The 19,253-nt window shown below is 70.8% G+C and carries 14 protein-coding genes; 5 read left to right on the plus strand and 9 right to left on the minus strand.

Going from position 1 to position 19,253, the window contains the following annotated elements:
* The first annotated feature begins 96 nt into the window (after positions 1-96).
* Positions 97-1,623 (plus strand): MFS transporter, encoded by a 1,527-nt coding sequence (locus tag ABFX50_RS18020; protein WP_346147767.1) that lies wholly within the window; start codon positions 97-99, stop codon positions 1,621-1,623.
* Positions 1,624-1,681: 58 nt separating this feature from the next.
* On the opposite strand, the gene ilvC is transcribed toward ABFX50_RS18020, so the two are convergent.
* The 5 genes from ilvC to ABFX50_RS18045 form a co-directional block, all read right to left on the minus strand.
* On the minus strand, positions 1,682-2,671 hold the full coding sequence (gene ilvC, locus ABFX50_RS18025) for a ketol-acid reductoisomerase (RefSeq protein WP_183660450.1): 990 nt from the start codon (positions 2,669-2,671) through the stop codon (positions 1,682-1,684).
* A 22-nt stretch (positions 2,672-2,693) separates the two neighbouring features.
* Complete coding sequence (ilvN, locus tag ABFX50_RS18030) at positions 2,694-3,218, minus strand: acetolactate synthase small subunit (RefSeq protein ID WP_183656248.1); 525 nt, start codon at positions 3,216-3,218, stop codon at positions 2,694-2,696.
* A complete protein-coding gene (locus ABFX50_RS18035) occupies positions 3,215-4,951 on the minus strand; it encodes an acetolactate synthase large subunit (RefSeq protein ID WP_183656239.1) in 1,737 nt (578 codons plus the stop codon). The genes ilvN and ABFX50_RS18035 overlap by 4 nt, the downstream gene beginning before the upstream one ends.
* A 208-nt stretch (positions 4,952-5,159) precedes the next feature.
* The gene (locus tag ABFX50_RS18040) at positions 5,160-7,808 is read right to left on the minus strand and encodes a putative bifunctional diguanylate cyclase/phosphodiesterase (RefSeq protein ID WP_346147770.1); all 2,649 of its coding nucleotides are present in this window, start codon (positions 7,806-7,808) and stop codon (positions 5,160-5,162) included.
* A gap of 300 nt (positions 7,809-8,108) precedes the next feature.
* A complete protein-coding gene (locus ABFX50_RS18045; RefSeq protein WP_346147772.1) occupies positions 8,109-9,017 on the minus strand; it encodes a 2-hydroxyacid dehydrogenase in 909 nt (302 codons plus the stop codon).
* Positions 9,018-9,055: 38 nt separating this feature from the next.
* Between ABFX50_RS18045 and ABFX50_RS18050 the strand changes: the two genes are divergently transcribed.
* Positions 9,056-10,120: a PQQ-dependent sugar dehydrogenase gene (locus ABFX50_RS18050; RefSeq protein WP_346147774.1), complete on the plus strand. Its 1,065-nt coding sequence runs from the start codon at positions 9,056-9,058 to the stop codon at positions 10,118-10,120.
* Here ABFX50_RS18050 and ABFX50_RS18055 read toward each other — a convergent pair whose 3' ends face one another.
* The 3 genes from ABFX50_RS18055 to ABFX50_RS18065 form a co-directional block, all read right to left on the minus strand.
* On the minus strand, positions 10,121-12,109 hold the full coding sequence (locus ABFX50_RS18055; protein WP_346147776.1) for a VanW family protein: 1,989 nt from the start codon (positions 12,107-12,109) through the stop codon (positions 10,121-10,123).
* 74 nt (positions 12,110-12,183) lie between these two features.
* Entirely contained in the window at positions 12,184-12,837 is a 654-nt protein-coding gene (locus ABFX50_RS18060; protein ID WP_183656228.1) for a response regulator, read from the minus strand.
* On the minus strand, positions 12,834-14,375 hold the full coding sequence (locus ABFX50_RS18065; RefSeq protein ID WP_346147779.1) for an ATP-binding protein: 1,542 nt from the start codon (positions 14,373-14,375) through the stop codon (positions 12,834-12,836). Before ABFX50_RS18065 ends, ABFX50_RS18060 begins: the two co-directional genes overlap by 4 nt.
* A gap of 136 nt (positions 14,376-14,511) precedes the next feature.
* Here ABFX50_RS18065 and ABFX50_RS18070 point away from each other — a divergent pair, with 136 nt between their 5' ends.
* The 3 genes from ABFX50_RS18070 to ABFX50_RS18080 are packed head-to-tail and all read left to right on the plus strand — an operon-like array spanning position 14,512 to position 17,588.
* Positions 14,512-15,486, plus strand: coding sequence for a Bug family tripartite tricarboxylate transporter substrate binding protein (locus ABFX50_RS18070; protein ID WP_183656222.1), 975 nt, complete (start codon positions 14,512-14,514; stop codon positions 15,484-15,486).
* The gene (locus tag ABFX50_RS18075; RefSeq protein ID WP_346147781.1) at positions 15,486-16,064 is read left to right on the plus strand and encodes a tripartite tricarboxylate transporter TctB family protein; all 579 of its coding nucleotides are present in this window, start codon (positions 15,486-15,488) and stop codon (positions 16,062-16,064) included. Before ABFX50_RS18070 ends, ABFX50_RS18075 begins: the two co-directional genes overlap by 1 nt.
* Positions 16,065-17,588 (plus strand): tripartite tricarboxylate transporter permease, encoded by a 1,524-nt coding sequence (locus ABFX50_RS18080; RefSeq protein WP_183656216.1) that lies wholly within the window; start codon positions 16,065-16,067, stop codon positions 17,586-17,588. It begins immediately after the preceding gene.
* A gap of 105 nt (positions 17,589-17,693) precedes the next feature.
* Here ABFX50_RS18080 and ABFX50_RS18085 read toward each other — a convergent pair whose 3' ends face one another.
* Positions 17,694-19,247: a heparinase II/III domain-containing protein gene (locus ABFX50_RS18085; protein WP_346147784.1), complete on the minus strand. Its 1,554-nt coding sequence runs from the start codon at positions 19,245-19,247 to the stop codon at positions 17,694-17,696.
* Positions 19,248-19,253 lie beyond the last annotated feature (6 nt).

A 19,253-nucleotide genomic window follows, 5' to 3' on the forward strand; every position in this document is an offset into this window, starting at 1 on the left:
CACCATAAGCGCTCCCAAATCCATCCATAACCACCCGCCAGCAGAGTGACTGCCCATGAGTAAGAACACCGGCGGGTCATGGTCGGGGGCGCGGTCATGACCACTGCCTCCACGAGCCGCTGGGCGCTGCCCGTCCTGCTCGTCGCCGCGTTCGTCACCACGCTCGACTTCTTCGTCGCCAACGTCGCCCTGCCCGCCATCAGGGCCGACCTGGGCGCGGGAGAGTCGGCGACCCAGTTGGTGATCGCGGGCTACGGCCTGGCCTACGCGGCGGGCGTCATCGTCGCGGGAAGGCTCGGCGACATCCACGGTCCTCGCAGGATCTTCGTCATCGGCCTCGCCCTGTTCACGCTGGCGTCCGCGGCCTGCGGCCTCGCGCCGGACCCGGTGTTCCTGGTCTCGGCGCGCGTGCTGCAGGGCTGCGCGGCGGCGCTCATGGCGCCGCAGGTGCTGACGCTGCTCACGGCTCTCTACTCAGGCCCCGAGCGGGCCAGGGCCTTCGGCTGGTACGGCACGGCGGTCGGCCTCGCGGGCGTCGGCGGCCAGGCGATCGGCGGCGCCGTGGTCGCGCTCGACCTCGCGGGCCTCGGATGGCGCGCCTGCTTCCTCATCAACGTCCCGGTCGGCCTGCTCGCCCTGGCCTTCGTCCACCGCCTCGTCCCCGACGCGGGAAGGACGGCCGGCCCTGGCGGTCGTTCCGCGGGCAGGCTCGACGTCCTGAGCGCCGCCCTTCTCGCCGCCGCCCTCGTGGCGGTCGTCTTCCCTCTCGCCCACGGCAGGCAGGCGGGCTGGCCCGCATGGGCGTGGGCGTCGCTGGCGGCCTCGGTCCCGCTCGTGACCGCCTTCGTCGCCAGGCAGCGGCGGCTGGAGGAGCCCCTTCTCGACCTGGGCGTCTTCCGCCAGCGCAGGTTCGTGACCGGCCTCGCCGCCGTGGCGCTGCTGTTCGGCGGCTCGTCGGGGCTGTCGTTCGTGCTGGCCCTCTACCTCCAGGACGGGCGCGGGCTCGGCCCGCTCGCCTCGGGCGCGGTGTTCACGGCCGTCAACGCCGGCTTCCTGGCCGCCTCGTTCGGCGCTCGGCGCGCCGCCGGCGAACGCCTGGGCGGGCGGCTCCCCTTCGCGGGCGCGCTGGCGCTGGCCGCCGGGCTGCTGTGGACCTTCATGGCGGTGGGCGGCGCGCCCGGCGCCCTGGTTCCCGGACTGCTCCTGGCGGGGGCCGGGATGGGGCTGGTGATGTCGCCGCTGCTGTCCATGGTCCTCGCCTCCGTACGGCAGGCGCACGCGGGCGCGGCGGCGGGCGTGCTCGGCACGGTGCAGGAGGTCGGCGGCGTGCTGGGTGTCACGGTCGTCGGGCCCATCGTCTTCGGCGTGCTCGACGCCGCCGACTGGACGGGCGCGGCGCGGGCCGGGCTCGCGGTGCTGGTGATCGCGGCGCTGGCGGCCTCGGTGCTGGTCTGGCGGCTGGCGCGGACAGGGGAGGCCGTCCGTGACGGCGAGCGGCCACGCGTCCCCGAGGAGCGTCCCCTGGACGGGGGCGCGCCGGTGACCGCGCAGGCGGGCGGAGCGGCGTGCCGTACGGGCGGGAGGACGGAGAGCGGCGCGCAACTGGTGGACGCGGCCCGGTGACCACGCGGGCCGGAGGAACAAGGCGGGACGCCCCGGACTGCGGGGCGCCCCTGAGGGATCAGCCCTCGGCCTTGAGCCAGCTCATCATCGGGCGCAGCTTGGCGCCGGTCTTCTCGATCGGGTGCTCGGCCAGCTCCTCGCGGTAGCGGGTGAACTCCTTCTGCCCGCCCTCGAACTCCTCGACCAGCTGGCGAGCGAAGGTGCCGTCCTGGATCTCGGCCAGGATGCGCTTCATCTCCTTCTTCGTCTCCTCGGTGACGACGCGCGGGCCGCGGGTGTAGCCGCCGTACTCGGCGGTGTCGGACACCGACCAGTACATCTTGGAGACGCCGCCCTCGTACATGAGGTCGACGATCAGCTTCATCTCGTGCAGGCACTCGAAGTAGGCGACCTCGGGCTGGTAACCGGCCTCGATCAGCGTCTCGAAACCGGCCTTGATCAGCTCGGACACGCCACCGCAGAGGACCGCCTGCTCACCGAACAGGTCGGTCTCGGTCTCCTCGGTGAAGGTGGTCTTCAGCGCGCCCGCGCGGGTGCCGCCGATGCCCTTGGCGTAGGACAGGGCCAGGTCCTGGGCCGTGCCCGAGGCGTCCTTCTCGACCGCGATGAGGCACGGCACGCCGCGACCCGCCTGGTACTGGCGGCGGACCAGGTGGCCGGGGCCCTTGGGGGCGACCATGGCGACGTCGACGCCCTCGGGCGCCTCGATGAGGCCGTAGCGGATGTTGAGGCCGTGGCCGAAGAAGAGCGCGTCGCCCTCCTGCAGGTTCGGCTGGATGTCCTTCTCGTAGATGCCGCGCTGGAGGTGGTCGGGCGCGAGGATCATGATCAGGTCGGCCTCGGCGGCGGCCTCGGCGGGGGTGACGACACGCAGGCCCTCGGCCTCGGCCAGCTCACGGCTCTTGGAGGTCTCGGGCAGGCCCACGCGGACGTCCACACCGGAGTCGCGCAGGGACAGAGCGTGGGCGTGGCCCTGGCTGCCGTACCCGATGACGGCCACGACCCGCCCCTGGATGATCGACAGGTCGGCGTGGTCGTCGTAGAAGATCTCGGTCACTTACATAAACCTTTCAGGCGGTACGGTCCAGTGCCCTGAGGGACCGGTCGGTAATGGAACGGGCTCCGCGGCCGATGGCCACCATGCCCGACTGGACGAGCTCCTTGATGCCGAAAGGCTCCAGCACCTTGATGAAGGCCTCGAGCTTGTCCGGCGTGCCGGTGACCTCGATGGTCACCGCGTCGGACGCCACGTCCACGCAGCGGGCCCTGAAGAGCTGGACCAGTTCGAGGACGTGCGAGCGGCTGTCGGCGTCGGCCTTCACCTTGATCAGCATCAGCTCGCGCTGCACCGACTGCGAGGTGTCGAGCTCGACGATCTTCAGGACGTTCACCAGCTTGTTGAGCTGCTTGGTCACCTGCTCGAGCGGGAGCTCCTCGACGCTGACGACGATGGTCATGCGGGAGATGTCGGCGTGCTCGGTCGGCCCGACCGCCAGCGAGTCGATGTTGAACCCGCGCCGGCTGAACAGCGAGGAGACCCGGGCGAGGACACCCGGCTTGTTCTCCACGAGCACCGACAGAGTGTGCTTGCTCATTCTTCGCTCTCCCACTTCGGCGCCATGTCCCGGGCGATCTTGATGTCGTCGTTGCTGGTCCCCGCGGCGACCATCGGCCACACCATGGCGTCCTGGTGGACCACGAAGTCGACGACCACGGGACGGTCGTTGATCTCCATGGCCTCCTTGATGACCGCGTCGACGTCCTCGGGCCGCTCGCAGCGCAGGCCCGCACAACCATAGGCCTCGGCCAGCTTGACGAAGTCGGGGATCCTGAGTTTCGCCTGCAGGTTGGTGTTGGAGTAGCGCTGGTCGTAGAAGAGCGTCTGCCACTGCCTGACCATGCCGAGGTTGCCGTTGTTGATGATCGCGATCTTGACGGGCACGCCCTCGATCGCGCAGGTGGCCAGCTCCTGGTTGGTCATCTGGAAGCAGCCGTCGCCGTCGATCGCCCACACCGTGGCGTCGGGGCGGCCCATCTTGGCGCCCATCGCGGCGGGGACGGCGAAGCCCATCGTGCCGAGACCGCCCGAGTTGATGAACGTGCCGGGGTTCTCGTAGTCGATGAACTGCGCGGCCCACATCTGGTGCTGGCCGACGCCCGCGACGAAGTAGGTGTCGGGTCCCGCGATGGCACTCAGCCGCTCCATGACGTACTGCGGGGCCAGCGAGCCGTCGGAGAACTCCTCGTAGCCGAGCGGGTAGGTCTCCTTGTAGCCGTTGAGCGTCTTCCACCAGTCGGTGTACTCGCCCTTGCGGGGCTCGGCCTCGACCGCGTTGATCATCTCGGCGATGACCTCGCGGCAGTCGCCGACGATCGGCACGTCCGCGTGGCGGTTCTTGGAGATCTCGGCGGGGTCGATGTCCGCGTGGACGATCTTGGCGTAGGGGGCGAAGCTGGCCAGCTGGCCGGTGACCCTGTCGTCGAACCGCACGCCCAGACCGATGATCAGGTCGGCCTGCTGGAGCGCGCCGACCGCCGAGACGCTGCCGTGCATGCCGGGCATGCCCATGTGCTGGGGGTGGCTGTCGGGAAAGGTGCCGCGGGCCATCAGCGTGGTGACGACGGGGATGCCGGTCAGCTCGGCCAGCCTCATCAGCTCACCCGACGCGCCCGACTTGTGGACACCGCCGCCGACGTAGAGGACGGGCCGCTTCGACTCGACGATGAGCTTGGCCGCCTCGCGGATCTGCTTGGAGTGCGGCCTGGTGACGGGGCGGTAGCCGGGCAGCTGCATGACAGGCGGCCAGACGAAGGTGGTGTCGGCCTGCAGCGCGTCCTTGGAGATGTCGACCAGAACGGGGCCCGGACGGCCGGTGGAGGCGATGTGGAAGGCCTCGGCGATCGTGCGGGGGATCTCTGCGGCGTCGGTGACCAGGAAGCTGTGCTTGGTGATCGGCATGGTGATGCCGGAGATGTCGGCCTCCTGGAAGGCGTCCGTGCCGATCAGGCTGCTCGTCACCTGCCCGGTGATCGCCACGATCGGCACAGAGTCCATGTAGGCGTCGGCGATGGGGGTCACCAGGTTCGTCGCGCCAGGGCCGCTGGTCGCCATGCACACCCCGACCTTGCCCGTCGCCTGGGCGTATCCCTCAGCGGCGTGACCGGCACCCTGCTCGTGCCGTACAAGCACGTGACGAACCTTGGTCGAGTCGTAGAGGGGATCGTAGGCGGGAAGGATGGCGCCGCCAGGGATCCCGAACACGGTGTCGACTCCGACGTGCTCCAGTGCCCTCACGAGGGCCTGTGCACCTGTCATCCGTTCGGTCATCGCTCGTTCCTTGCGTGGCTTTGAGCACTGAGGACATAAAAAATGCCCCTCTCCCACGGATCTGTGGGACTCGGGGCGGCGCGCAGGTCGAAGTGCTTCGCTTAACGGCCTGCGCGCCGGCGAAGTACTACGAGAATCTCACTGCGAAGCATGAGGTCCACCATAGCCGCTCCCGGGCAGTGCATGTCAACCTGGTGAAACGCGAGTCTCACGATCCGAGACTGGTCAGGTTGGTCCGCATGAGGGAGTCGACCCCGCGCGCCGCCATCGGCCTGGCCACGAGGTAGCCCTGACCTCGGGTGCAGCCCATCTCCCTCAGCAGCTCGAGCTGCTCGGGCCGCTCGATGCCCTCGGCCACCACGATCAACCCGAGATCGCCGCCGAGCCGCACGATGGTGCGGGTGAGCAGCGTGAGCGTCTCGTCGCGTCCGAGCCCTGAGACGAACGACGGATCTATCTTGATCATGTCCACGGGGAGCTGGCGGAGGAACGCCAGCGAGGCGTAGCCGGTGCCGAAGTCGTCGATGGCCAGCCGTACGCCGAGGGAGCGCAGCTCCGACAGCCTGCTGATCGTCTCCTCGGCGTCCTCGACCAGCATCTCCTCGATCACCTCGAGGGTGAGCGCCGAGGCGGGAAGGCCGCTCTCCTCCAGCGCCTCGGCGACCGTCTCGACGAACCTGGGCGCGGTGATCTGCCTGGCCGACAGGTTGAGCGAGAGCCCGATGTCCCAGGAGGAGGCGCGCCATGCGGCCACCTCGCGGCAGGCCTCGCGCAGGATCCACTCGCTCAGCGGCACGATCAGCCCGGTGTCCTCGGCGGGGCCGAGGAACTGCTCGGGCGGCACGAACACCGAACCGCGCCACCACCGCACCAGCGCCTCGACCGCGGTCACCCGCGAGGTGGCGAGGTCGACGACGGGCTGGTACTCGATGGCGAACTGGTTCTCCATGAGCGCCCGCTGCAGGTCGGCGGCCAGCTCCAGCCTGCGAACCACGTCGGCGTGCATGTGCGCGGCGAACACCTCGACCCTGCGGCCGCCGAGCTCCTTGGCCCTGGCCATCGCCACGTCGGCGTTGCGGATCAGGTCGCCGGCGGGGACGCCGTCCTCGGCGAAGGCCACGCCCACGCTGGCCGTCAGCGCCACGTCGCGGTCGGCCACCCTGAACGGCTCCTGCGAGACCGCCCGCACCAGCCGCTCGGCGACGTCGACCGCCACCTGGGCGGCCTCCGGCCCTGTCTCCACCAGCACGGCGAACTCGTCGCCGCCCCAGCGCGCCAGCGTGTCGTCGGGCCGTACGGCCCCGCGAAGCCGCCTGGCGGCCTGCCCGAGGAGGTAGTCGCCGCTGGCGTGGCCCACCGAGTCGTTGACCGAGGTGAAACCGTCGAGGTCCAGGAAGATGACCGCGGTGCGCCCGGACAGCCTGCCCTCGAGCACCTCGCGGGTGCGCTCCTCGAAGTAGGAGCGGTTGGGCAGCCCGGTGACGCCGTCGTGGAAGGTCAGGTGCGCGACCTGGTTGCGCAGCGCCTCCTGGTCGCTGATGTCGCGCGTGGTGACGAGCAGCAGCTCCTCGCCGCGGACGTGGCGGGTGGCCACGGACTCGGTCGGCCGCCAGGTGCCGTCGGCGGCCCTGACCCTGCAGGCGATCAGGCAGGCGCCGGGCGCGGCGGGGTCCTCGTCGAGGCCCATCTGGCGCAGCGCGAGCTGGATGCCCGGCACGTCCTCGGGGTGGATGTAGTCGAAGATCGAGCCGCCGACCAGCTCGTCGGGGTGGTAGCCGTAGGTCACCTCCACCCCGCTGCCGATCTCGTGGACCACGCCCTCGTAGTCGCACAGCAGGACCACGTCGCCCGTGCTCTCGGCCAGCTCTCTCAGCTGGCGGTCGCCCAGTGACACCAGGTGGCGCATGCGGGCGTTGGCGGTGATCAGCACGAACACGCGGATGACCAGGATGACCACCACGGAGGCGGCGACCAGCGCGACGCCCGTCACCGGCCTGCCGTGCAGGTTGACGACCAGCGCGCCGGCGGCGATCACCACCAGGACGAGCGGCACCGCGGAGATCAGGGTGGCGGTCACGTGGCCCGCGCGCGGCCTGGACTCCTCGGGGCTCGCGTGGACGACCCTGCTCGTCCTGCCGCTCCAGGGCAGGGCGGCGAGCAGGAGGAAGGCGACGGGCGCCAGCAGCAGGCTCCACCTCGGCGGATCGACGCCGCCGAGCCTCGCCACCGCCGCGGCCAGCTCGCCCGCCGAGGCGGCGGCCAGGACGGCGAAGCCGGCCAGGCCCAGCGGCCGGATCGGCGATCTGGCCGTGACGACCACGGGGCCGACCGCGCAGGTCACCATGAGGCTGACCAGCGCGGGCAACAGCACGATCATGAAGGTCGACGAGTCGCCGACGTCGGCGTAGAGCGGTCTGAGCGCCACCACCCAGCTGATCAGGAACAGGGCGGCGGCGCACAGGTAGGCGTCGGTGAGATGGCGCAGCACGGCGCGGGCGTGCAGGGGCCTGCCCGCCGCCAGCACGCATCCGCCGGCCAGCAGCACGATCGACACGAGCACGAGCAGGTCGGCGAAGTTGACCACCAGGCTGGAGCCCTCGGCGACGGGACGCAGCACCACGCCGAGGAGCCAGACGACCGCGCCCGAGCCGAGCCAGCGCGCGGCCGGCCGGTGCGCGGGCGCCGTCCTGACCGAGGCGAGCAGGAGCGAGAGCGCGGCAAGCAGCGCGGCGATCCCGCCCGCGACCGCGCCGGTCGCCAGGGCCGGCGCGCCCGCGAGGAGCGCAGCGGCGAGCCCCGCCACGCCTGTCGCGGCTGCGACGGCGAGCGGCGCCCGTGGATCACGCCAGCGGATCAATGTCGTTGCCCATCCCGTGTCGAGTCAGCTCACGTGACTGCCGGAGGTCGGCAGTCGCACATCGCCAGTGTGTGCGCTCCGGGGTACGCGGGTGGTGACAACCCGGGAGTCGTCACCGATCTGATAACCATGAGGACCACTTCACTCGAAGATCTCCTTGACAACGGGTCAGCGATTGCTGTCGTGGTTTCCTCGATGACGCCCACCGTACGCACCGAAGGTCACGGGGCAGACACGTTCCGGATTCCCTTTGTCCGTACTGGCGGGAAACGCGCGGCGCTCCCACCTGCGCGTTTCCGGTCAGTACGACTCGGTGATCACGTTGTTCAGCGGCTCGCCGGCCAGATGGCGCAGCAGCTGGGAGCGGATCAGCCGCAGCGACCTGCGGGTGGAGGCCGGCGTGCTGCCCGCCACGTGCGGGGTGATGAGCACTCCTGGCGCGTTCCACAACGGGTGTCCCTCGGGCAGCGGCTCTGGGTCACTCACGTCGAGGGCGGCGCGCAGCCGTCCCGACTCGAGCTCGGCCACCAGCGCGTCGGTGACGACCACCGCGCCCCTGGCGGCGTTGACCAGCAGCGCGCCGTCCTTCATCTTCTCCAGGAAGGCCGCGTCGACCATGCCCGTCGTCTCGGGGGTGGCGGGCACGAGCAGCACCACGACGTCGGCCTCGGGCAGCAGTCCTTCGAGCTCCTCCATCGGGTGGACGCCCTCGCGGGCCGTCCTGGCCACCCTGACCACCTCGACCTCGAACCCCTCGAGCCTGCGTTCGAGGGCGGCGCCGATGGAGCCGTACCCGACGATCAGCACCTTCGCGTCGGCCAGCACACCGGTGTGGTGGTAGGTCCACTCCCCCCTGCGCTGGGCGTCGACGAAGCCGGGGAACTCCCTCAGCACCGCGATCATCGCGCCGACCGCCCACTCGGCGGTTCCCGCGTCGTGCACGCCGCGGGCGTTGCACAGTGTCACACCGTGCGGCAGGTGCGGCCGGTACGGCTCCACGCCCGCGGTCACGGTCTGCACCAGCTTCAGCCGCTTCATCGCCGCCATCAGCCCGGGGATGTCGGGAACGGGGATCAGCGGCGGGATCCACACCTCGACCTCGTCGGCTCCGTCGGGGGCAGGACCCCTGCCGTCGTAGACGACGCACTCGACGTCGGGCAGGTCGGTCAGCACGTCGGCAGCCGCCTCGGAGGGCACCCAGATCTTCATACGCCGAACTTTATGGGCAGAGGGTCAGTATGGGACACATGAGGGTCTGGCTTGTGATCATGATGACGGTGGTCGTGACCGTGGGGTGCGCGGCGGCGCCCGTGGAGGTCGGCGGTGGCGCGAACCCCGTGGGCACGGCTCGGCCCGCGACCACGCCGGGTGGTCCCCGCACCGTCACCGAGGGGTTGTCGGTGCCGTGGGCGATCGCCTTCACCGAGGGCGGCGACGCGCTGGTGACCGAGCGCGACAGCGCGAGGCTGCTGAGGGTGACGGCCGCGGGGCGGGTCACCTCGCTGGGAGAGGTCGAAGGCGTCGAGCCCGACGGCGAGGGCGGCCTGATGGGCGTGGCCGTGCGGGGTGAGCAGGTCTTCCTCTACTACACCGCCGCCTCGGACAACAGGATCGTCCGTTACCGCCTGTCCGGTGAGAAGCTCTCGGACAGGAAGGTGATCGTAGACGGCATCCCGAAGGGCGGCATCCACAACGGCGGCAGGCTCGCCTTCGGCCCCGACGGCTTCCTCTACGCCACGACGGGCGAGACCGGCGAGAGTCGTCTGGCCCAGGACCGCGACTCGCTGGCGGGCAAGATCCTGAGGATGACCACCGACGGCGCGCCCGCGCCTGGCAACCCGTTCGGCTCCCTCGTCCACAGCTACGGTCACCGCAACGTGCAGGGCCTGGCGTGGGACGCCTCCGGGCGGCTGTACGCCTCGGAGTTCGGCGCCAACTCCTTCGACGAGGTCAACCTCATCAAGCCTGGAGGCAACTACGGCTGGCCCGAAGTGGAGGGCGTCGGCGACGACTCCCGCTACGTCGACCCGATCGTCACGTGGAGCACCTCGGAGGCCTCCCCCTCGGGCATGGCGTACGCGGAGGGCTCGCTGTGGGTGGGCGCGCTGCGGGGCGAGCGGCTGTGGCAGGTGCCGCTCGACGCCGACGGCTCGGCGGGCCGTCCCGCCGACCGTCTACAGGGGGAACATGGCAGGCTGCGCGCGGTCACCCTCGCCCCCGACGGCTCGCTCTGGGTCGGCACGAGCAACAAGGACGGCAGGGGCGACGCCCGTCAGGGCGACGACCGGATCATGTCGGTGCCCGTCGGCTGACTACTCGAGGTCGTCGGAGGGCGGCTTCACGCAGGTGATGAGCTTCTCCATGCGGTAGGTCGTGGTCTTCCTCTCCCGCCTGACCTCCGCGCCCTCGTCGGTGATCACGCGGGTCACGTCGATCGTGAACCCCTCGTGTCCCTCGGTCGGCTTGCAGTCGGGGCTGTCGTCCTGCTCACGGACCACCGGCACGACGTTCCGCTTCGGCCCCGTGATCGACTCGACCTTGTCGTAGCGCTTGGTGCTCCACAGCGTCACGGTGATCGACGAGCCCGTGTAGGAGGTCTTGACCAGCACGCCGTACTCGGAGTCGTTCTTCCACTTCAGGTCCACCGTGGGCCAGAAGACCGTGGCCTCGCGTCCCGGGGGGTATCGGGAGATCCAGAACATGTGCGCCAGGTGCTCGACGTCCTGGAAGCCGCCGAAGTAGGCCGCGTTGTACATCGTGGTCGCGAACTGTGAGACGCCGCCGCCGACGCCGTCCTCCATCTTGCCCGCGACGATCTGCCCTGCGGGCAGGTAGCCCTTGGCGGCGGTGCGCTCGCCCACGAGGCCGTTGATGGAGAAGGTCTCTCCTGGCTTGACGATGTGGCCGTCGACCGCGTCGGCCATCAGGTGGATGTTGGTCACCCTGTTCTGGCAGCAGGGGTGCTGGGTGGTGAAGGAGGCGACCTTCTCCTTGATGCCCATCTGGCGCAGCTCGCTGTCCGTCAGCCGCGGCGCGACGACCGCCAGCTCCACGGGGATCGTACGGCTGCCGCCCGACTGCAGCGCCTTGGCCACGTCCGTGGCGAGCCTCTTGTCGTCCACGCCCTTGCCCTTGCGCGCGGAGATGAGCTTGAGCTTGTCGCCGACCACGTCGTAGGTGGCGTCGCGCGGCGCCTGGGCCGCGTCGATCAGCTGGTTCTCGATGCCGCTCAGCGCCTTCCTGGCGTCGAAGCGGGGCTCGAGCCCGCCCTCTCCGTCGGAGACGAAGGTGAGGTTGGCGGCGATGACGGCGACGGGGATCTGCGCCTGCTTGCCGTCCCTGGTCAGGGTGATCGGCGCGGACACCGCCTCGGCGGCGGTGGCGGCGGCCGCCTTGACCGCGGCGGGCGTGGTCTTGGGCTGGTCGACCTTGACGGGGAGGGACACGGTCTCACGCGACTTGAGGAAGCCCTCGCTGATCAGCTTGACCGCGGCCTCCTGGTCGAGGACGACGCCGTCGCGCGGGGTCACCGAGACGGGCTGGGTCCCCTTGAAGGCGACGCGTCCCTCTCTGGCCTTCTGGTCGACCTTGGCGGCCAGCGTCTCGACGGTCCTGGCGAGCTGGGCGGACTCCACGGAGACCTTCGGGTCGATCTCGGTCGTGCCCGTCAGCGCCCGCCACACCTCGACGGGGTTGGGGAAGCCGCTGGGCGCCTGCTCGATCGTGCCGACGACGTCGAGCTCGACGCCCGCCTCGTCGGACTCGATGGTCTCCTTGCGGCCGTTCACCTCGACGGCGAGCGGCAGCTCGACCTTGGGAGCCAGTTCGTCCCTGAGCCTGTCGGCCGCCTCGGTCACGGTGAGGCCGCCGATGTCGACGCCGCCGACCTTGGTGCCGCGCAGCACGGAGCCCGACATGATCACCGCGGGGACGACGTAGGCCAGCACCACCAGCACGCCCAGCACGACGGCGATCGTGGGAAGCAGGCGGCGTCCCTGCCGCTGCCGCGGGGGCGGCGGCTCCGAAGGCCCGTCCTGGTGGCCGAAGACGGGAGGGGGAGGCGGCGGCGCGTCGTGGCGCTGCGTCTCGTTCATGGGCCACGGCTGGGGCGTGTGCGCCACGGGCGGCAGTGCGCCGGGCCCGAGAGGGGCCGGTCCGCGCTGGGCTCCCGGGCCGTAGATGTCGGGTGAGACGCCAGGCGGCAGCCCGCCCATCCTGGGCTTCCTGCCGTTACCCGGAGGTGGCGTGGGCACCGAGGCGAACGGGTCGGTCGGTGGATCGATCGGTCGGGCGTTCGCCACGCCTCAAACTCCTCCCCATCGCTGCTCTCCCAGAGGAAACAGTAAGGCACTCCTGGTGCGATATGTACCTTGAATCAGGACATCCAGCGGTAACGGTGTTCGGGGCGGCCCGTCGTGCCGTACCTGGGTCTGAGCTCGGCCCGGCCGGCCGCGCACAGGTATTCGAGGTAGCGGCGGGCGCTGACCCGCGACAGCCCGGTCAGCGTGGCGGCCTCGGTGGCCGAGAGATCGCCGGCCGCCTGGCGCAGCGCGTCGGCGACGAGGGCGCACGTGGCCGAGGACAGGCCCTTGGGCAGGGGCGCCCTGACCACGCCGAAGAGGCGGTCGATGTCGTCCTGCCGTACCTCGGGACCGATGGTGGTGAGCTGCCTGCGGGTGTCGGCGTACTGCGTGAGCCGCTCGGCCAGCGCGGCGGCGGTGAAGGGCTTGATCAGGTAGCTGATCGCGCCGCCGCGCATGGCCTCCCTGACCGTGGGCAGGTCGCGGGCCGCGCTGATCATGAGGACGTCCACGCCGCGCAGCCTGTTCAGCACCTCGAGCCCCGACATGTCAGGCAGGTAGATGTCGAGCAGCACCAGGTCGGGGCGCTGCTCGGCCACCGCCTCCAGGGCGGCGGCGCCGGTGTGGGCGGTGCCGACGACCTCGAAGCCCGGCACCTTGGCCACGTAGCCGCTGTGGATGCGGGCCACCATGAAGTCGTCGTCGACGACGAGCACGCGGAAGGTCATGGCAGCAACGCCGTGAACACGGCGCCCCCCGCGTTGTGGACGCGCACCCAGCCGCCCCTGCGCATGCACGCCTGCCTGGTGAGCGCCAGCCCGAGCCCGCGCGGCCCCGAGTGCGCCGCCTTGGTGGTGAACCCCTCCCTGAACACCTCTTCGACCAGGTCGGGGGTGATGCCGGGGCCGGAGTCGCCGACCCGCACGCTCAGCCCCTCCTCCGTCGCGCGCACCGAGACCTCGATCGTGCCCTGCGCGCCGTCGAGCGCGTCGAGCGCGTTGGCGACCAGGTTGCCGACCACGAGCACGGCGTCCTGCGGGTCGTCGATCACGCCCTCGGGAACACACGTGTCGTCGGACAGCACCAGGGTCGCCCCTCGCTCGGCGGCCTCCGCCGACTTGGCCAGCAGCAGCGCGGCCAGCGTGGGGTCGGCCACCCGGTCGCGGATGCCTGTCGCGTAGGTGTTGCGGGTGGTCCTGGTGATGAAGCTGACCGCGGCGTCGTGCTCGCCCAGCTCCAGCAGGCCGACCACGGTGTGCATGCGGTTGGCGAACTCGTGGGCCTGGGCGCGCAGCGCCTCGGTGGTGGAGCTGGCCGAGTCGAGTTCGCGGGCCAGCCGTACCAGCTCGGTGCGGTCGCGCAGGGTGATCACCCAGCCGCGCTGCTTCCCGCGCACGGACACGGGGGTGCGGTTGAGCACCAGCACCCGCTCGCCCTGCAGGACGATCCTGTCCTCGCCGGGGTCGGCCCCGCTCAGCACGTCGCGCATGCGCTCGGAGACCGGCATCGCGGTCAGGTCGGCGCCGACCCCGCCGAGCAGCTCGCGGGCGGCGTCGTTGACCAGCGTCACCCTGCCCTCCATGTCGAGGGCGAGCAGGCCCTCCTTGACCCCGTGCAGCACGCCCTCGCGCTGCTCCAGCAGTTTGGCGATCTCTCCCGGCTCGAGGCCGAAGGTCTGCCTGCGCACCCTGCGCACGATGAGCGCGGCCGCCGCCGAGCCCGCCACCAGGACGGCGAGCGCCGTGTAGAGCAGGGGTGCCAGCACCGCCCCCACCTGGGCGTCGACCTTCTCCACGAGCACGCCGACCGAGGTGAGGCCGATGACGGTGCCGTACTCGTCGTAGATCGGCGCCTTGCCCCTGACGGTGGTGCCGATCGTCCCCGTCTGCACGCCGACCCACTTCTGCCCCGTCAGCAACACCTCCGAGCCGTCGGTGGACAGCCGTTTGCCGATGAGCGAGGGATTGGGGTGGGCGTAGCGTTTCTGCTCCCTGTTGGCGATCACCACGTAGTCGGCGCCGGTCTCCAGCTGCACGCCCGCGGCGATGGGCTGCAGGAGCGCGGCCGGATCCTGGACGGCGAAGGCGGCGCGCACCTGAGGCATCCCCGCCACCGCCTCGGCGATCGCCAGCGCCCGCTGCTGGTACTGCGAATCGAGCTGGGTGCGGGTGTGCTGGGCCCACACGACAGCGGTGCCGCTGACGGCGAGGACGACGATCACCATCTGCAGCACGAAGAGTTGCGTGCCGAGTCTCACACGGCCCATGGAAGCACCAGGAGGTCACGCGGGGGTCGCGACCAATACGACCTTTACGACGGCAAACGCGTAAACACTCGACGTGGGGGGATGTCCGTTTCACCATCCAGTATTCGAGATTGTGACCCCCCGCTTTGGAGTGATCATGCAACTCCGCATACTTGCCACAATTGCCGCCCTCTCCATCGCGGCCCTGACCGGCTGCGGCGACCAGGGCACGGGCGGCAGTGGCGGAACAAGCGCGCTGCGCATCATGGCGCCCGCGGCGGTCGGCGGCGGCTGGGACCAGACCTCCCGTACGGCCGAGCAGGCGCTCAAGTCCGTCGACCCGCAGCGCAAGGTCGAGGTCTTCAACGTGCCCGGCGCCGGCGGCACGATCGGCCTGGCCCAGCTCGCGGGTGAGAAGGGCAACGGCAACATGCTCATGACCATGGGCCTGGTCATGGTCGGCGCGATCGAGCAGAACAAGTCCAAGGTCACACTGGCGGACACCACGCCCATCGCCAAGCTGACCGAGGAGTACGAGATCGTCGTCGTGCCCGCCGACTCGCCGCTGAAGACGCTGGCCGACCTGGTCGCGGCGTGGAAGGCCGACCCCGCCAAGGTGTCGGTCGCGGGCGGCTCTGCCGGAGGCACCGACCACATCCTGGCCGGGCTGATGGCCAAGGCAGGCGGCGTCGACCCCAAGCAGGTCAACTACATCGCCCACTCGGGCGGCGGAGAGGCGCTCAACGCGCTGCTCGGCAACAAGGTCACCATCGGCGTCTCGGGCGTCGGCGAGTTCGCCGAGCACGTGAAGTCCGGCAAGCTGCGGGCGCTGGGCGTCTCCTCGCCCTCCCGCATCGACTCGGTGGACGCGCCCACGCTGAAGGAGGGCGGCCTCAATGTCGAGCTGGCCAACTGGCGCGGGTTCGTCGCGCCCGGCGGGCTGAGCGACGCCGACAAGAAGTCGCTGACCGACCTGGTGACCAAGATGCACGACTCGCAGGCGTGGAAGGACGCGGTGGCCAAGAACGGCTGGATCGACGCCTTCCAGACCGGCCAGCAGTTCACCGACTACCTGAACGCCGAGCAGGCGCGCGTCAAGGCGGTCATCGCCGAGATGGGGCTCGTTTCCTGATGTCCTCGCCGTACGATGACGGCGCCGCTCCCGGCGGCGCCGTCCCTCCACCCGCAGGCGGCCCGTCCGCGGGCGGCCCAGGGGAGGCGAAGCGGCACGCCTGGTGGCGGCCCGAGCTCGGCCTCTCCCTGGTCGTCTTTGCCCTGGGCGTGCTCGTCATCGTCGGCACTCTCGACGTCAGCGCCGCCAGCTCGGCGCTCGGCCTCGGCCCGAGGTTCTTCCCGATCCTGGTCGGGAGCGCCCTCATCGTCATCGGCGCCTTCTACACCCTCGACGTCCTGCGCGGCGGCAGGGGCGACCCCGAGGAGAGCGAGGACATCGACGCCGACGCCCCCGCGGACTGGAGGAGTGTCGGCCTGGTCAGCGGCGTCTTCCTGGCCTTCACCGCGCTGCTCACCACCCTCGGCTGGATCATCGCCTCCTCGCTGCTCTTCTTCGGCCTCTCCGTCACCCTGGGCGCGGACAACAAGGTCAAGGCCGCGATCGTGGCCGTGGTCCTCGGCGTGGTCACCTACGTGGCCTTCGTCAGGGGCCTCGGCGTCACCCTGCCGGGCGGCCTCCTGCAGGGGGTGATCTGAGTGGAGTCGTTCCAGCTGCTCCTCGAGGGCTTCAGCACCGCGCTGACCCCCGTCAACCTGCTGTACGCGCTCGTCGGCGTCACGCTCGGCACGCTGGTCGGCGTCCTGCCAGGCATCGGCCCCGCCATGACCGTCGCCCTGCTGCTGCCGATCACCTTCACCGTGCCTCCCGCCAGCGCGTTCATCATGTTCGCCGGCATCTACTACGGCGGCATGTACGGCGGGTCCACCACCTCCATCCTGCTCAACACGCCCGGCGAGTCGTCCTCGATGATCACGGCGCTCGAGGGCAACAAGATGGCCAGGAGGGGCAGGGCGGCCCAGGCTCTCGCGACGGCCGCCATCGGCTCGTTCGTGGCGGGCACGATCGCCACGGCGCTGCTGGTCGTCGCCGCTCCGCTGGTGGTCGACTTCGCGATCTCCTTCGGCCCCGAGGACTATTTCGCGCTGGCGATCCTGGCCTTCACCGCGATCTCCTCCGTGCTGTCGCGCTCGATGGTCCGCGGCCTGGCCTCACTCGGCCTCGGCCTGGTCATCGGCCTGGTCGGCATCGACGAGCAGACCGGGCAGGCCCGCCTCACCCTCGGCATCGATCAGCTGCTCGACGGCATCGACGTGGTGGTCGTCGCGGTCGGCCTGTTCGCGCTGGGCGAGGCGCTCTACGTCGCCTCCAGGCTGCGTCACGCCACCCCCGAGGTGGTCCCCGTGGGCGCGGCGTGGATGGGCCGCTCGGACTGGGGCCGCTCGTGGAAGCCGTGGCTGCGCGGCACCGCGTTCGGCTTCCCCTTCGGCGCGCTGCCAGGCGGCGGCGCCGAGATCCCCACCTTCCTGTCCTACGCCACGGAGAAGAAGCTCGCCAAGGGCGTGGCCAAGGAGGAGTACGGCAAGGGCGCCATCGAGGGGGTGGCGGGCCCCGAGGCCGCCAACAACGCCTCGGCGGCGGGCACGCTGGTGCCGCTGCTCACCCTCGGCCTGCCCACCTCCGCCACCGCCGCGATCATGCTGGCCGCCTTCCAGCAGTACGGCCTGCAGCCGGGTCCCCAGCTGTTCGACCACAACCCCGCCCTGGTGTGGGGCATGATCGCCTCGCTCTTCATCGGCAACGCGATGCTGCTGGTGCTGAACCTGCCGCTGGCCCCGCTTTGGGCGAGGGTCCTGCGCATCCCGAGGCCCTACCTCTACGCGGGCATCGTCATGTTCGCCGCGCTGGGCGTCTACGCGCTGAAGAGCTCGATCGTGGACCTCGTGGTGCTGTTCGTGCTGGGCCTGCTCGGCTACGCCATGCGCCGCTTCGGTCTGCCGATCGCCCCCGCGGTGATCGGCATGATCCTCGGCCCGATGGCCGAGATCCAGCTGCGCCGCGCGCTGGCGATCGGCGCGGGTGACGTGACGGTCCTGGTGAAGAGCCCGATCGCGGCCACCCTGCTCGCCCTGGCGGCTCTCGCCCTGCTGACGCCGCTGTTCAGGCGGCTGTGGGCACGGCGTCACGTCGAAGCGGTCACACCTGGGTCACGGGTGGAGTAAAGGGAGGTCCGCCAGGGCATCTCCCCTGTGGTTCTTGGGACAAGACGTCGAGGCCCCGCCGGCCCGTCCATCCGGCGGGGCCTCCGTGACGTCCGGACCGCTTCGTCAGCGGATCCCCGAGGGGAAGGCCACCGAGCCGTCACGACTCCGGACGGTCACCGTCCCGCCGTCGCAGCTCACCCGCGCCCTTCCCGGCACGATCACCGTCAGCAGCGACCTGGCGGCGGGCGAGGTGATCGTGACGGTCTTGACCCGCTTGAGGTAGCCGGGCGAGATCTCCCCCACGCCCTCCCGCTGACCGCCGATCCGGCGGCACGTGGGCATCTCGAACTGGACCAGCGTGGGCCGCTGCCCCGGAGCCAGGTGCCACAGGTTGCGCAGCCGGTGGCCCTCGGGCACCTCGTCCAGGACGGCGAGCACGTCCGTGCCGTGGTTGACCAGCACCTTCCTGGTACGGCTCACGCCGTACGCGTCGTCGGTGAGCTCGTAGGTCTGCCTCGTGGGGGTGATGGAGGAGCCGGTGAGGCGCGTCGCCGTGCCCGGGCGGAAGGCGGCGCCCTCGACCACGGGGACGTTGTGCGCCTCGGGCGTGACGGTCCAGCGGGGGTAGGCCGCCCTCTCGTAGGAGTGGAAGCCTGCCTCCACCAGCACGTCGCGCCCCTTGGCCTGGTAGGTGACGCTCAGGTGGTCCTCGTGGCCGTGGTAGCGGCGCGGCGGGCCGAACCTGATCGAGTAGAAGGCGGCCTCGCGCGACCAGTCGCTCCTGCCGAAGACGTAGCCGCCGTCGAACACCCCGACCGTGGAGTCAGGACGGCGGAAGCCGCTGGGACGCATGTCGGCGGGGCCGTCCCCGATGGCGGTGAGGCGGCCGTCGGGCTGGATGGCGTGCCCCACGTACGACTCGAGCGCCCTCCGCCTGGTGGACAGCTCCTTCGGGATGCGCAGACCGCACTCCTTCATGGCGGCGAAGGCGACGCCCAGCCGCTGGTGGACGTAGACGCCGTAGCGCGGGGCCTGCTCCTGGAGGGTGCCCTGCCCGTCGATGGCGCGCCTGGCCGACTCCGTCATCCTGCGCAGCGCGAGGTCGCGCCACTTCGCCACGTCGAGCCTGCAGCCGATGCCCAGCAGCGCGATGTCCTGGTCGAGGCCGTGGTTGTGGCCGCCCTCGTAGAGTGAGGCGTCGGCCAGGACCACGGCGTGCTCGACCAGCGTGTCCGACAGCCATTCGGCCTTCACATGGGTGCTGAGGCAGACCAGCGCGGGGGCGCGCAGGGCGATGGGATGCTCGGCCCACGCCCACTCGCTGATCCCCGTCCCGCCGCGGGGGTTGTCGCGCACCCAGTCATGGGCGGTCCCCTCCGCGCGTCTGAGCGCGTCGGCGGCGCCCGTGGTCTCGTAGGCGACGACGAGGCGGCCGACCCAGCGCAACGCGTGCAGGTTCAGCGCCCAGGAGCGGTTGCGGTAGGGGTCCATCCGCCAGTCGACGTCCACGCCGAGTTCCACGGGCGGCAGGCCGACGAAGGAGATGGGCCCTCGCATCACGTCGGCGGCGGCGAACTGGGTTTTGTCGCACATCGGCCGTCCTCTCGCCGCCGCCAGGCTGGGTTCGTCCGGCCTGACCAGGCAGCCGACCGCGAGCACGCAAACAACGATCAACACGAGCGC

Origin of the sequence: Nonomuraea recticatena (assembly GCF_039533245.1) — a bacterium.
Lineage (GTDB): Bacteria > Actinomycetota > Actinomycetes > Streptosporangiales > Streptosporangiaceae > Nonomuraea > Nonomuraea roseola.

What these genes read in the sequence shown, in the direction of transcription:
- ABFX50_RS18020 (WP_346147767.1), top strand. Translation starts at nt 97, where the DNA reads ATGACCACTGCCTCCACGAGCCGCTGGGCGCTGCCCGTCCTGCTCGTC.
- ilvN (WP_183656248.1), bottom strand. Translation starts at nt 3,218, where the DNA reads ATGAGCAAGCACACTCTGTCGGTGCTCGTGGAGAACAAGCCGGGTGTC.
- ABFX50_RS18035 (WP_183656239.1), bottom strand. Translation starts at nt 4,951, where the DNA reads ATGACCGAACGGATGACAGGTGCACAGGCCCTCGTGAGGGCACTGGAG.
- ABFX50_RS18045 (WP_346147772.1), bottom strand. Translation starts at nt 9,017, where the DNA reads ATGAAGATCTGGGTGCCCTCCGAGGCGGCTGCCGACGTGCTGACCGAC.
- ABFX50_RS18050 (WP_346147774.1), top strand. Translation starts at nt 9,056, where the DNA reads ATGAGGGTCTGGCTTGTGATCATGATGACGGTGGTCGTGACCGTGGGG.
- ABFX50_RS18060 (WP_183656228.1), bottom strand. Translation starts at nt 12,837, where the DNA reads ATGACCTTCCGCGTGCTCGTCGTCGACGACGACTTCATGGTGGCCCGC.
- ABFX50_RS18065 (WP_346147779.1), bottom strand. Translation starts at nt 14,375, where the DNA reads ATGGGCCGTGTGAGACTCGGCACGCAACTCTTCGTGCTGCAGATGGTG.
- ABFX50_RS18070 (WP_183656222.1), top strand. Translation starts at nt 14,512, where the DNA reads ATGCAACTCCGCATACTTGCCACAATTGCCGCCCTCTCCATCGCGGCC.
- ABFX50_RS18075 (WP_346147781.1), top strand. Translation starts at nt 15,486, where the DNA reads ATGTCCTCGCCGTACGATGACGGCGCCGCTCCCGGCGGCGCCGTCCCT.